Raw genomic sequence first — 13,015 nt, forward strand, 5'->3', positions numbered from 1 at the left:
ATGACTGTAAGCGGGGTGACTCAGGTGAGCAGGTCGTCCAGGTCGCCGTTCATGCAGTGGTCGACCACGGGGCGCACCGTCTCGAAGGTGCACTCCTTGGGGTTGCCCGGGGTGCAGGCGTCGCCGAGGACGTGGTTGGTGATGCGGTCGACGTCCGCCGCGTCACCCTTGATGATCGACTCGTTCTCGTAGAACTTCGTCGGGCCCTGGCCCAGCCGGTTCTTGGAGTACGAGTCCTGCTTGACGTCGACGAAGCGCTCCGGGATGCCCACGTCGCGCAGCAGCCGGATGGACGCGGCGAGCGCGGCCTCGGCGGCCTGGACGTCGGTCATGCCGTGGGTGTCGACGCCCATGGCCGAGGCGATGTCGGCGAAGCGCTTGTAGTGCACCGGCATGTTGAACGCCCACACGCGCGGGAGCGCGACGGCGTTGTTGAGGCCGTGGTGGGTGTCGTAGAACGCCGACACCGCGTGGCTGATCGAGTGGATGATGCCCAGGCCACCGGAGTTGAACGCCTGCGCCGCGATGTACTGCGCGTTCATCATGCCCTCGCGGCCCGCGTAGGACTGCGGGTTCCACACGGCCTCGCGCAGGCTGCGCGCGGTGAGCTTGATGGCGTGCAGCGCGTTGCCCAGCGACGGGTCGAAGTTGATGCGCGAGACGTAGGGCTCCGAGGCGTGCGCGAGCACGTCGAACCCGCACTGCGCGGTGTAGTCGACCGGGCAGGAGTAGTAGAGCACCGGGTCGTCGATCGCCAGCGTCGTGACCGAGGAGTCGTCGAACGCCACGTACTTGTGGGGGTTGTCCGGGTCCGTCGTGGTGTCGGTGATGACGTAGGCCCACGAGGTCTCGGAACCGGTGCCGGCCGTGGTCGACACCGCGATGTGCGGCGGGTTCTTCGGGTTCTCGGACTTGTTGAAGCCCTCGAACTCGTTGACGTTGCGGCCGTCGTGCGCGACCGAGACGCGCGCGCCCTTGCAGGCGTCGTGCGATGAGCCGCCGCCGATGGAGACGAAGCTGTCGCAGTTGTTCTGCTGGTAGAGGCCCACAGCGTCCATGACGTTGTAGTCCTTGGGGTTCGACTCGACCTTGTCGTACACGACGACCTCGAGGCCGTGGTACTTCATCGACTCGACGATCTTGTGGACGATGTCGGAGCCGCGCAGGCCCGACGTCATCACCAGCGTCTTCTTGAAGCCCAGCTTGAGGGCCTCCGGACCGATCAGCTCGTGCGCCCCCGGACCCATGAGCGCCCGCGGGAACGGGTGGAACTCCTTGATCGGGAACTGCGGGAGCATCTCTTCGACCTGCATGGCAGCCCTTTCTGCGTGCGGGTGTGTCGCCGCGACGCTAGGACCCGTGTGGTCCCGGGCACAGGAAAACCATGAGGAGGGACGGGGGTAGCCCGTCTGATCGGGTAGCTGACCCCCGCCTCCGGCCCCGGCCAGGCAGGTGCACAACTAGTGCGACAGGGTGGCCTCAGTACGACAGGGTGGCCTGCCACGCGCGGGCCACCTCGCGGAAGCCCCGGCGGGCGTACCAGTGCCGGGGGTGCGCGGCGGCGTCGGCCTCGAGCACCACGAGGTCGCAGCCCGCGTCGCCCGCCTGCGCCAGCGCCTCGGCCAGCAGTGCGTCGCCGTGGCCGCGGCGGCGGTGCGCGGGGTCGGTCTCGACGGCGTCGAGCACGGCCGTCGCCCCGTCGACCTCGAGCACCGCCGCCGCGACGACGGCCCCGTCGTGCTCGACCGCCAGGCACCGCAGGTCGACGACCTCGGCCTCGCGCAGCCAGCGGTCGGACAGCTGGGCCAGGGACTCCGCGTCCACGTCGGGGACCGCGCGGCGCCACGCGGCGTCGCGGAACGGGCGCAGCTCGTCGGGGTCGACGGTGCGCACGCCGGGGGAGGAGGGGCCGCCCGCCGGAGCGGCCATCACGGTCAGCGCGCCGACGGTGTGGCCGGCCGCGGCGAGCGCGGCCGCGGTGTCCTCCAGGTGGTCGCCGACCAGCAGCGCCGCAGGTCGGGGGCGGTCGCCCAGGACGCGGGCGGCGTCGGCGGCCACCGCCGCGGCGTCGGCCGGCCCGTTCACGAGCAGCTGGTTGTGCTGGTTCGAGCGGGGCACCGACGCCGTCCGCACCGCGATCCCGCCCGTCACCGGCTCCTCCGACGTGGCGGTGCGGCGCAGGACCGACGTCAGCACCGCGACGGCGCGGCCCGCGGCGTCGAGCGCGGGGAGCACCGGGGCCGTGAACTCCGGCCGGTAGGGCAGGACCGCCAGCACCGCCGACGCCGGCACCGGGCCGTAGGCGTGCGGGAACAGCATCGAGGCGGGGTCGGTGGGCAGGCCGGGCTCGTACCGGACCTCGACGCCGATCCGCGCGGGGTCGAGCACGAGCAGGTTCACGTCGGCCCGCCCGGCGAACAGCCGCTGCGCCGGGAGGGCCACCTGGTCGGGCCCGGACAGGTGCACGAACTCCGCGACGGACGGGCGGACCTCCCCGCGCCCGAGGTGCGTCCGCCATTCGGCGGTGGTGGCGAGGTGCAGCAGGACGTCGGTCACGGGAGCGATCCTCCGCCCCCCTCCGATCGGAGGGGCCGGGGTGGTCGATCGGCGGGCGGGTCTTGTCTTTGGCACCCGGTGCCACTTAGCGTCGTCGGCGTCCGCATCGCTCGACGACAGGAGCCGCCCATGGCCCCCGCACCCGACGCCCAGTCCGCCCCCGAGGAGCCCGTGGTCGAGGAGACCCTCGTCGAAGAGGTCTCGATCGACGGCATGTGCGGTGTCTACTAGCACCGTGGCGGCTGCTTCCGACGCCGGGTCCGCGCAGGCCGCGGACCCGGCGTTCGACCCCTCGCAGCCGTTCCGCTGCAGCCCGAGCGTGGCGCTGCGCCCCGAGCCCTTCGGCGCGCTGGTCTACCACTTCGGGACGCGCAAGCTGTCGTTCCTGAAGACGCTGCCGCTCGTCGAGGTCGTCCGCGGCCTGGAGCACCACCCCGACGTGCACGCCGCCATCGAGGCAGCGGGCGTCGAGGAGTCGCAGCGTCCCGCCTACCTCCGTGCACTCGCCGGCCTGGCCGCCAGCGGCACGATCGAACCCCGCCCCACCACCTGAGGGTCCACGACCCTCGAAGAGCGGAGCTCCTGTGAAGCTGGTCGACCACTTCCAGTACGGCCTGAACTCCCCGATCTGCCTGACCTGGGAGCTCACCTACGCCTGCAACCTCGCCTGCGTGCACTGCCTGTCGTCCTCGGGCCGCCGCGACCCCCGCGAGCTGACCACCGCCGAGGCCAAGGGCGTCATCGACGAGCTGCAGAAGATGCAGGTCTTCTACATCAACATCGGCGGCGGCGAGCCCACGGTCCGGCCCGACTTCTGGGAGCTGCTCGACTACTCGATCGACCACAACGTCGGCGTCAAGTTCTCGACCAACGGGATCAAGCTCGACAAGCAGCGGTCGCAGCAGCTCGCCCGCACCGACTACGTCGACGTGCAGATCTCGCTCGACGGCGCCACCGCCGAGGTCAACGACCACGTCCGCGGCCCCGGCTCGTACGACACCGCGATCCGCGCGCTGGAGAACCTCGCCGAGGCCGGGTTCGGCCAGCCGAAGATCTCCGTCGTCATGACGCGCCAGAACGTCGACCAGCTCGACGAGTTCAAGTCGATCGCCGACAAGTACAACGCCCAGCTGCGGATCACGCGGCTGCGCCCGTCGGGCCGCGGCGCGGACGTGTGGGACGAGCTGCACCCGCTGCCCTCGCAGCAGAAGCAGATGTACGACTGGCTCGTGGCCAAGGGCGACTCGGTGCTCACCGGCGACTCGTTCTTCCACCTCTCCGCGTTCGGCGAGGCCCTGCCCGGGCTCAACCTGTGCGGCGCGGGGCGCGTGGTCTGCCTGATCGACCCGGTCGGCGACGTCTACGCCTGCCCGTTCGCGATCCACGAGAACTTCCTGGCCGGCAACCTGCGCTCGCCGGGCGGCTTCCAGGAGATCTGGGAGAACTCGGAGCTGTTCACCGAGCTGCGCCAGCCTCAGACCGGTGGTGCCTGCGCCTCCTGCATGCACTACGACTCGTGCCAGGGCGGGTGCATGGCGGCCAAGTTCTTCACCGGCCTCCCGCTCGACGGGCCCGACCCGGAGTGCGTCCGCGGGTTCGGCGAGCAGGCGCTGGCGGCGCGCGACGGGGTCGAGATCCCGAAGTCCGACGTCGACCACTCGCGCTCGGCGCCGCGGAACTCCCGCACGCCCAAGGCCCCGGTGATGCTGCAGATCGGCATGGGCCGCCCCGACAAGTCGTGCGACCCGAGCCCGCTCGCGGCGCCCGCGGCGCTGACGCAGGCGTCGGCGCGAGCCTGAGCGGCCCGGCTCTCTCCGACGAACGGCACTCTCGCCCAGCGAGCTCGGGCGAGAGTGCCGTTCGCTCGTTGGCCGGGCCCGTCGTGCTGCGCGGGCGCACCGCCCCGTCGCGCGTGCTGTTCGGCCCCCACGTCACCAACCTCGGCCACCGGCGCTCGCTGTCGCCGCGGCACGTCGCCTACTACGCGCGGCGGGCCGCCGGCGGGGCGGGCGTCGTCGTCACCGAGGCGGCGTCCGTGCGCGACTCCGACCACCCCTACGAGCGCGCCCCGCTCGCGGCCGACTGCGCCGACGGCTGGCGCGCCGTCGCCGACGCCTGCCGCCCGCACGGTGCGCTCGTGCTCGCCGGGCTCGGCCACGCCGGCGCGCAGGGCTCCTCGGCCTACGGGCAGCGGGCGCTGTGGGCCCCCTCCCGCGTCGCCGACGTCGCCTCGCGCGAGGTGCCGATGGCGATGGAGCAGCCCGAGGTCGACGCGCTGGTGGCCGGGTTCGCCGCGGCCGCCGCGCTCGCCGTCGACGCCGGGTGCGACGGCGTCGAGATCGGCGCCGGGCAGCACTCGCTGCTGCGGCAGTTCCTCTCCGGGCTGACCAACCACCGCACCGACGCCCACGGCCGCGACCGCGCGCTGCTGCTGCGCGAGGTGCTCACCGCCGTCCGGGCCGCGCTCGGTGAGGAGCCCGTGCTGGGCCTGCGCCTGTGCTGCGACGAGCTCGCGCCGTGGGCCGGCATCACGCCCGACTCGGCCGCGGAGACCCTCGCCGCACTCCCGCCCGTCGACTACGTCGTGCCGGTGCGGGGCAGCGGCCTCTCCGTCGGCGCCACCCGCCCCGACCTGCACACCCCGCCCGGCTTCAACACTTTGCTCTGCGCACTCATACGCACCGGCTCGTCCGGTGCGTATGAGTGCGCAGAGCAAAGGGCAGAGCAAAGGGCAGAGCACAGGGTGGTGCTGCAGGGGTCCGTGGTCGACCCGGCGATGGCGCAGGCCGCCCTCGACGACGGGCTGTGCGACCTCGTCGAGATGACGCGCGCCCAGATCGCCGACCCCGACCTCGTCGCCCACGTCCGGGCCGGGACACCGGAGCGGATCCGCCCCTCGACCCTGTCGAACCGCCGCACCGCCGTGCGCGACCCGCGCAACCCGATCGTCTCCGACGACGCCGAGCCCGACGCCGGGCACGAGACGGAGCCGGTGCCCGCGCCGCCCGGACCGCCGCGCGACGTGCTCGTCGTCGGCGGCGGGCCGGCCGGGCTGGAGGCGGCGCGCGCCCTCGCGCTGGCCGGGCACCGGGTGCGGCTCGTCGAGCGGGAGCCGGTGCTCGGCGGGGCGCTGCGGCTCGCGGCGGCCGTCGCCGGGCGGGCGCGGATGGGGGTGCTCGTGCCCTGGTGGGAGCGTGAGCTGGCCCGGCTCGGGGTCCGCGTCGAGACCGGGGTGACGGCCGCCCCGGCCGATCTCGTCGGCCCGGTCGTGCTCGCCACCGGCTCCCGGCCCGCGCCCCTGACCTACCCCGCCGACGTGGCGGTGCTCGCCGCCGCGGAGTTCGAGGCGGCCGTGCTCGCCGGCGGGCCCGTGCTGCCGCCGGGTCCCGTCGTCGTCCACGACCCGGTCGGGGACTGGACGGGCGTCGGGATCGCGGAGCAGCTCGCCGCGGCGGGCCGGACGGTCGCGCTCGTCACGCCCGACCCCGTCGCGGGCACCCAGCTCGCGCTCACCGGCGACCTGGCCCCCGCCAACGCCCGCCTCGACCGCGCGGGCGTGACGCGCGAGCGGTACGCCCGGCTCGTCGGCGTCGCCGGGGGCCGGGCGGAGCTGGAGCACGTGTGGACCGGCCAGCGGTGGGACCTCGCCTGCGCCGCGGTGGTCGACTGCGGCCACCGCCTCCCCGCCGACGCGCTGTGGCGCGCCCGCCCCGACCTGCCCCGCGCGGGTGACTGCGTGGCGCCCCGGACGGTCCACGAGGCCGTGCTGGAGGGCCGCCGGGCGGCGTACGAAGCGGTCACGGGGCTGCCGTGCTGAACGAGCCGCTGCAGGTGGGGCCCCTGGTGCTGCGCAACCGCCTCGTCTTCCCCGCGCACCTGACCAACTACGCCGTCGACGGCCTCCCGACCCCGCAGCACACCGCCTACTACGCCGCGCGGGCCGCGGGCGGCGCCGGTCTGGTGATCACCGAGGAGCACGGCGTCGACCCGTACGACCGGCCCTACGAGAAGCTCATCGAGGCCCGCGACGGCGCCCTGCCCGGCTACCGCGCGCTCACCGCCGCCGTGCACGCGGAGGGCGCCGCGGTGCTCGCGCAGCTCACCCACAACGGCGGGCAGTCCAGCGGCATGCACAGCCGCCGGCCGGTGCTCGCGCCGTCACCGGTGCCGGACCCGCTGTTCCGCGAGGTCCCGGTCGAGCTCGACGCCGCGGGCATCGCCCGGATCGTGGACGGCTACGCGGCCACCGCCGCCCGGTGCGTCGCGGGCGGGTTCGACGGCGTCGAGGTGCAGGCCGCGCACTCGTCGCTGGTCCGGCAGTTCCTCTCGCCGCTCACCAACCGCCGCACCGACGCCTACGGGCGCGACCGCAACCGGTTCCTGCTCGAGGTCGTCGACGCCGTGCGCGACGCCATCGGGCCCGACCGCGTGCTCGGCGTGCGGCTGTGCGGCGACGAAGGGCCCGCGCACACCCTGGGCGCCCACGGCATCGGGATCGACGACGCCGTCGCCACCGCCCTCGCGCTCGCCGGGCGCGTCGACCTCCTGAGCACCGCGATCGGCGTCGCCACCTCCACGCTCTACCTGGTCGAGGCGTCGCTGCGGTTCGCGCCGGGCTACGCGCTGTCGATCCCGGAGGCGATCAGGCACGCCGTCGACGTGCCGGTGATCGGCGTCGGGCGGTTCACCACCCCCGCGCAGGCCGAGACCGCGCTGGAGTCCGGGCGCTGCGACCTCGTCGGCGTCGTCCGCGGGCAGATCGCCGAGCCCGCGTTCGGCACCGCGCCGGTGCGGGCGTGCGTGGGGTGCAACCAGGAGTGCGTCGGGCGGGTGGGGCGCAACCGGTGGCTGGGCTGCGTCGTCAACCCGCGCGCGGGCCGCGAGTCCGTGCCGCTGCCCGCGCCCGGCGTCCCGAAGCAGGTGCTGGTGGTCGGCGGCGGACCAGGCGGGCTGCGCGCCGCCGCCACCGCCGCGGCGCGCGGGCACCGGGTCGTCCTGTGCGAGCGCGACGCCACGACCGGCGGGGCCGTGCGGCTCGCCGCCGCCGCGCCCGGCCGCGCCGAGTTCGCGAACGTGGTGCGCGACCTGCTCGGCGAGTGCCGGGCGGCGGGCGTCGAGGTGCGGACGGGCGTGGACGTCGACCCGGCGCTGGTGGAGGCCCTGGCGCCGGACGCCGTGGTGCTCGCGACGGGCGCGCGGCCGGCCGCCCGGTGGCCCGTGCCCGGGGTGGTGGACGTGCGCGACGTGCTGTCCGGGAGGGTGGCACCCGTGCGGAACGCGCTCGTGTACGACGAGCTGGGCTTCCACCAGGCACCCGCCGCGGCGGAGTGGCTGGCGGCGGGGGGAAGTGGCGTGGAGCTGATGACGCCGGGGCTGGTGGTCGCGCAGGACCTCGGGACGACGCTGGACGCGGAGCTGTTCCACCGGCGCGCGCACGCGGCGGGGATCGTGCTGACGACCGACCGGGTCGTCACCGGGATCGCGCCCGGCCCCGAGCCGGCCGGGCCGCTGGTGGTGACGGTGCTGCACCACACGACCGGCGCCGAGGAGCGTCGCAGCTACGACCTCGTCGTCGCGGTCGTGCCGCCCGAGCCGGACGACGCCCTGTGGGCCGCGCTGCGCGACGGGCCGCGCCCGGTGCACCGCGTCGGCGACTGCCTGGCCCCGCGCCGCGCGCACGCCGCCGTCGTCGAGGGCGACCGCGTGGCGGTGGGGCTGTGACGGCGCTGCGGCTGGGCGAGCGCACCTGGACCGACCTCGACGAGCCGCGGACGGTGCTGGTCCCCGTCGGGTCGCTGGAGCAGCACGGCCCGCACCTGCCGCTGGACACCGACGCCCGCATCGCCGCGGCCGTCGCCCGCCGCGCCGCCGACGGCGACCCGACGCTGCTGGTCGCGCCGCCCCTGGCCTACGGGGCGTCCGGAGAGCACGAGGGCTTCGCGGGAACGCTGTCGATCGGGCACGAGGCCCTGCGCGCGGTGCTGGTGGAGCTGGGGCGCAGCGCGGCGCGGTGGGCGGCGAGGCTGGTGTTCGTCAACGGGCACGGCGGCAACCTCCCGACCGTCCCCGACGCCGTCGCGCAGCTGCGCCACGAGGGGCGCGAGGTGGCCTGGTTCGGCTGCGCGGTGCCCCGCGGCGACGCCCACGCCGGGCGCACGGAGACCGCGATCCTGCTGGCGCTCGACCCGTCGGTGGTGCGTCGGGAGTCGCTGGAGCCGGGCAACACCGCCCCGCTGCGCGACCTGCTGCCCACGCTGGTCCGGGGCGGGGTGGCCGCGGCCAGCGCCAACGGCGTCCTGGGCGACCCGCGCGGCGCCACCGCCCGGGAGGGGGAGGAGCTGCTGGAGGAGATGGTCGGGCAGCTGCGCGAGCGCCTCACCCGCTGGCTCCCCGACGACCGCGGCCGCCTGGGCTGACCGCGAGGGGGCAGATCGGGCCCGATGAGTTCCGGCCGCGACGGCGGTCGGTCCCGGCATGAGCATCGTGAGCAGTCACCTCACCGTCTCCCTCGACGGCTTCGTCGCCGGGCCCGACCAGAGCCTCGAGGAGCCCCTCGGCCGCGGCGGGGAGCGCCTGCACGAGTGGATGTTCGTGCCCGACGGCCCGGAGTCCGACGCCCGCATCGTCGAGGAGTCGCTCAGCGGGGTGGGCGCGTTCGTCATGGGCCGCAACATGTTCGGGCCCGACCGCGGGCCGTGGGACCCCTCGTGGACGGGCTGGTGGGGCGAGGACCCGCCCTTCCACGCGCCGGTGTTCGTGCTGGGCCACCGGGAGCGGGAGCCGGTGGAGATGGCGGGCGGCACGACGTTCCACTTCGTCACCGACGGGATCGGGGCGGCGCTCGAGCGCGCGCGGAAGGCGGCGGGGGAGCGGCGCGTCGACATCGCGGGCGGGGCGAGCACGGTGCGCCAGTACCTGGCCGCGGGCCTCGTCGACCGGCTGACGCTGCACCTCGTCCCGGTCCTCCTCGGATCGGGGGAGCGGCTGTTCGACGGCCTCGACGGGCTCGTGCTGGAGCAGGAGGAGGTCGTCGTCTCCCCGGCGGTGACGCACCTGCGCTACCGCGTCGCCCGCTGAGAGCCGGCGCTACGACCTGACCAGCAGCAGCGGCACCAGCTGCTCGGCCGTGGTGAGCGAGCCGTGCTGGCCCGGCATCCGGGAGATCAGCGGCTCGGCCTCGGACCGGATGACCGCGGCCGTGCCGCGGGTGGCGACCACGACGTCGCCGATCCGGCTGCGCATCGCCGGGGCGACCGGCCCGAACCAGCCGTCGGCCGCGGCCTGCTCGCCCGGCACCACCCACGCGTCGTCGCCCAGGACGGCGCGCCACGCGGCCAGGACCTCGTCGGCGGCACCGGGGCGGGCGTAGACGTGGCGGGCGCGGGCGTCGCCGCCCAGCAGCAGGACGCCCTGGCGCAGGGCGTCGTCGGTGTCGGCGTCGTGGATGCGGTCGACCGACACCATCCCGTGGTCGCCGGTCACCGCCAGCACGGCGCCCGGCGGCAGGTCCTCGGCGATCCGCTGCACGAGGCGGTCGACCTGCGCGAGCTGCATCCGCCAGGCGACGCTGCCGGGGCCGTGCAGGTGGCCCATCGCGTCGAGGTCGGCGTGGTAGCCGTAGCAGAGCCGCCGCTCCGGGCCGGCGAGCGCGGCGAGCACCTCGGCGGCGAGGTCGCCCAGCGCGTGCGTGCCGCGGAACCGGCCGCCGCGCAGTGCCGCGCGGGTCAGCCCCGACCCGCGGAACACCCGCTGGGACACGACCGTGACCCCGATGCCGGCCGCCTCCGCCCGCTCGAACGCCGTCGGGGACGGCTGCACCTGCTCGGGCACCAGCGCCTCGCGCAGGTCGACGGCGTCGCCGGCGCCGTGGGAGGTCCACTTCAGCGAGTCGAGCAGCTCGCCCCCGACGCGGAAGGAGATGCCCAGGACGCCGTGCGCGCCCGGCGGCAGTCCGGTGCCGACCGAGGTCAGCGAGATGGAGGTGCTGGACGGGAAGCCGACGGTCACCGGGCCGGCGTCGGCCATCGACGACAGGAACGGGGCGTCGGCCGCGTGGGCGTCGAGCAGCTCCCGACCCAGCCCGTCGACCAGGAGCAGCGCGGCGGCCCGCGCCGGCTCGACGACGAGGTCCGACTCCGGTTCCGGCAGGCCCAGCGCGCGCAGCAGCGCGGGCAGCACCTCGGCGAGGGAGCGGTGGCCGTAGAGCGGGAGCGGGAACACGGGTGGAGCGTGCCAGACACGCCCTAGGCTCCTGCCATGCACGGAACGCCCGTCGGTGACGAGCACGCCGGGGAGCAGGGCCCCGCCAGCACGGTGCTCCCCGAGGGGCTCCGGGTGGCGCTCGACCGCCGCACCCGAAGCGTCGACGACGGCGCGGTGCTGCTGGGCGGGGCGCCCCCGCGGATGCTGCGGCTCGCCCGGGCCGGGCGCGACCTGCTGGCGCCGGGCGCGTTCACCGTCGACGGGCCGACCTCGCGCGCGCTCGCCCGCCGCCTGCTCGACGTCGGCATCGCCCACCCCGTCGGCGGTCCGGCGGGGCCGGGGCCGGACGCGGTCACCGTCGTCGTGCCGGTGAAGGACCGCGTCGACGGGCTGGCGCGGCTGGTGGCGGCGGTCGGCGAGGTCGGCGCGCTGGTCGTCGTCGACGACGGCTCGGCCGACCCTGCGGCGATCCGGGCGGCGGCGGGCCCGCGGGCGCGGGTGCTGCGCCACGGGCGCAGCCGCGGTGCCTCGGCCGCGCGCAACACCGGCCTGCGCGCCGCGTCGACGCCGCTGGTGGCGTTCCTCGACTCCGACGTCGTGCCCGAACCGGGCTGGCTCGCGCCGCTGCTGGCCGTGTTCGCCGACCCGGCGGTGGCGCTGGCCGCGCCCCGGATCGTCGCCCTCGCGCCGGTCGTCGGCTGGCTCGGCCGCTACGAGGCCGTGCACTCCTCGCTCGACCTGGGGCCGGACCCGGCGCTCGTCGTCCCGCGCTCCCGGGTCGCGTACGTGCCGAGTGCGGCGGTCGTGGTGCGCCGCGAGGCCGTGGGCGACGGGTTCGACGAGGCGATGCACGTAGCCGAGGACGTCGACCTCGTCCTGCGCCTGCACGCGGGCGGCCACCGCCTGCGCTACGTGCCCGACGCGCGCGTGGCGCACGACCACCGCACCACGCTGCGCGCGTGGTGGTGGCGCAAGGCGCAGTACGGCACCGGCGCGGCGCCGCTCGCGCTGCGCCACCACGGGGCCGTGCCGCCGATGGTGCTCAGCCCGACCTCGGCCGCCGTCGCCGCGCTGGCGCTGGTGGGGCGGCCGTGGGCGCTGGCCGCGGCGGGCGTCGTCGGCGCGGTGGCCGTCGAGCGCCTCTCGCGCCGGCTCGACGTGCGCCGCCCGCGGACCACCGCCGCGCGGCTGGTGGGGCTCGGCGCGCTGGGCGCGGTGTCCCAGACGGCCGACGCCGTGACCCGGCACTACTGGCCGCTGTCCCTGGCCGCCTGTGCGGTGTCGCGCCGGGCCCGCCGCCGGGTGCTGGCCGTGGCGCTGGCCGAGGGCGCGGTCGACTGGTGGCGCCACCGCGGCCGCGACGCGCGCGTGCGCCCGGACCCCGTCTCGCACCTGCTCGCGCACCGCCTGGACGACCTCGCCTACGGCGCCGGGCTGTGGTGGGGCGCGGCCGCGCACCGCACCGCGGCACCCCTCCTACCCTCCGGACCAGCCCTCCGGGTTGGTCCGAACGGTTGATTAAGTCGGTGTGAGGCGCCCGCTCCTGCGGAGTCGTGGGGTGATTCGTTCCGCGTCTACGGATCCGTACGGACAGGCGTCCGACGAGCGCCGGACGGCGCGCTCCAGGCCAGGGTGAGCTTTGTTGCGGGCCCCGATGATCAGCGGTGAGATGTGGGCGCTGCCACACCGGTGTGGTCGGCCACCACCTACCGACGTCGTTGCCTAGGAGAAGACACATGGCACAGGTCCGGGTCACCGTCGACGGCGTGAACTACGCCGACGACGTCGAGCCCCGTACGTTGTTGGTCCACTACCTGAGGGAACGCCTCGGCAAGACCGGCACCCTCGTGGGGTGCGACACCAGCAACTGCGGTGCGTGCACCGTCCACCTCAACGGGCAGAGCGTGAAGTCCTGCTCCGTCCTCGCGGTCCAGGCGGACGGCGCCGAGGTCACCACGATCGAGGGCATCGCCCGCGACGGGAAGCTGCACCCCGTTCAGGAGGCCTTCAACGAGAAGCACGCCCTGCAGTGCGGTTACTGCACCCCAGGGATGATCATGCAGGCCATCGACCTGCTGGGGGACAACCCCGACCCCGACGAGCACGAGGTCCGCGAGGGCATCGAGGGCAACCTCTGCCGTTGCACGGGCTACCAGAACATCGTCCGGGCGGTGCAGAGCGCGGCCCAGAAGATGAAGCCCGGCGCGCACGCCCAGACCGACGCCCCGGTCCCCGTGGCCGGTGGAGGTAACTGAGC

At 75.4% G+C, this 13,015-nt stretch carries 12 protein-coding genes; 9 read left to right on the forward strand and 3 right to left on the reverse strand.

Going from position 1 to position 13,015, the window contains the following annotated elements; genetic code table 11:
* Positions 1 to 20: 20 nt before the first annotated feature.
* Positions 21 to 1,313, reverse strand: a complete 1,293-nt coding sequence (gene mdo / locus HOP40_RS10780; RefSeq protein ID WP_172157262.1) for an NDMA-dependent methanol dehydrogenase — start codon at positions 1,311 to 1,313, stop codon at positions 21 to 23.
* Between the two features lie 166 nt (positions 1,314 to 1,479).
* Positions 1,480 to 2,556 carry a DUF952 domain-containing protein gene (locus HOP40_RS35845; RefSeq protein ID WP_240157622.1) on the reverse strand — a complete coding sequence of 359 codons (1,077 nt, stop codon included), beginning with the start codon at positions 2,554 to 2,556 and terminating at the stop codon, positions 1,480 to 1,482.
* 129 nt (positions 2,557 to 2,685) lie between these two features.
* Between HOP40_RS35845 and mftA the strand changes: the two genes are divergently transcribed.
* The 7 genes from mftA (at position 2,686) to HOP40_RS10820 (ending at position 9,633) form a co-directional block, all read left to right on the forward strand.
* Positions 2,686 to 2,787, forward strand: a complete 102-nt coding sequence (gene mftA / locus HOP40_RS10790; RefSeq protein WP_141279391.1) for a mycofactocin precursor MftA — start codon at positions 2,686 to 2,688, stop codon at positions 2,785 to 2,787.
* 4 nt (positions 2,788 to 2,791) lie between these two features.
* A complete protein-coding gene (gene mftB / locus HOP40_RS10795; protein WP_172157266.1) occupies positions 2,792 to 3,109 on the forward strand; it encodes a mycofactocin biosynthesis chaperone MftB in 318 nt (105 codons plus the stop codon).
* Between the two features lie 31 nt (positions 3,110 to 3,140).
* Positions 3,141 to 4,355 (forward strand): mycofactocin radical SAM maturase, encoded by a 1,215-nt coding sequence (gene mftC / locus HOP40_RS10800; protein WP_172157273.1) that lies wholly within the window; start codon positions 3,141 to 3,143, stop codon positions 4,353 to 4,355.
* A gap of 68 nt (positions 4,356 to 4,423) precedes the next feature.
* Positions 4,424 to 6,373: a mycofactocin system FadH/OYE family oxidoreductase 1 gene (locus HOP40_RS10805; RefSeq protein WP_205347151.1), complete on the forward strand. Its 1,950-nt coding sequence runs from the start codon at positions 4,424 to 4,426 to the stop codon at positions 6,371 to 6,373.
* On the forward strand, positions 6,367 to 8,277 hold the full coding sequence (locus HOP40_RS10810) for a mycofactocin system FadH/OYE family oxidoreductase 2 (protein ID WP_205347152.1): 1,911 nt from the start codon (positions 6,367 to 6,369) through the stop codon (positions 8,275 to 8,277). The genes HOP40_RS10805 and HOP40_RS10810 overlap by 7 nt, the downstream gene beginning before the upstream one ends.
* Entirely contained in the window at positions 8,274 to 8,972 is a 699-nt protein-coding gene (gene mftE, locus HOP40_RS10815) for a mycofactocin biosynthesis peptidyl-dipeptidase MftE (RefSeq protein ID WP_172157281.1), read from the forward strand. Before HOP40_RS10810 ends, mftE begins: the two co-directional genes overlap by 4 nt.
* A gap of 58 nt (positions 8,973 to 9,030) precedes the next feature.
* Positions 9,031 to 9,633 carry a dihydrofolate reductase family protein gene (locus HOP40_RS10820; RefSeq protein WP_172157283.1) on the forward strand — a complete coding sequence of 201 codons (603 nt, stop codon included), beginning with the start codon at positions 9,031 to 9,033 and terminating at the stop codon, positions 9,631 to 9,633.
* Between the two features lie 9 nt (positions 9,634 to 9,642).
* Here HOP40_RS10820 and HOP40_RS10825 read toward each other — a convergent pair whose 3' ends face one another.
* Positions 9,643 to 10,776 (reverse strand): alkaline phosphatase family protein, encoded by a 1,134-nt coding sequence (locus tag HOP40_RS10825; RefSeq protein ID WP_172157294.1) that lies wholly within the window; start codon positions 10,774 to 10,776, stop codon positions 9,643 to 9,645.
* 36 nt (positions 10,777 to 10,812) lie between these two features.
* Here HOP40_RS10825 and mftF point away from each other — a divergent pair, with 36 nt between their 5' ends.
* Positions 10,813 to 12,276, forward strand: a complete 1,464-nt coding sequence (gene mftF / locus HOP40_RS10830; RefSeq protein ID WP_172157296.1) for a mycofactocin biosynthesis glycosyltransferase MftF — start codon at positions 10,813 to 10,815, stop codon at positions 12,274 to 12,276.
* Between the two features lie 218 nt (positions 12,277 to 12,494).
* Positions 12,495 to 13,013, forward strand: a complete 519-nt coding sequence (locus HOP40_RS10835) for a (2Fe-2S)-binding protein (protein ID WP_172157298.1) — start codon at positions 12,495 to 12,497, stop codon at positions 13,011 to 13,013.
* Positions 13,014 to 13,015 lie beyond the last annotated feature (2 nt).

Origin of the sequence: Pseudonocardia broussonetiae, assembly GCF_013155125.1 — a bacterium.
Classification (GTDB): Bacteria; Actinomycetota; Actinomycetes; order Mycobacteriales; family Pseudonocardiaceae; genus Pseudonocardia; species Pseudonocardia broussonetiae.

Bases quoted from the DNA above. Each gene is read 5' to 3' on its own strand.
- mdo (WP_172157262.1), bottom strand. From the start codon at position 1,313: ATGCAGGTCGAAGAGATGCTCCCGCAGTTCCCGATCAAGGAGTTCCAC.
- mftA (WP_141279391.1), top strand. From the start codon at position 2,686: ATGGCCCCCGCACCCGACGCCCAGTCCGCCCCCGAGGAGCCCGTGGTC.
- HOP40_RS10820 (WP_172157283.1), top strand. From the start codon at position 9,031: ATGAGCATCGTGAGCAGTCACCTCACCGTCTCCCTCGACGGCTTCGTC.
- mftF (WP_172157296.1), top strand. From the start codon at position 10,813: ATGCACGGAACGCCCGTCGGTGACGAGCACGCCGGGGAGCAGGGCCCC.
- HOP40_RS10835 (WP_172157298.1), top strand. From the start codon at position 12,495: ATGGCACAGGTCCGGGTCACCGTCGACGGCGTGAACTACGCCGACGAC.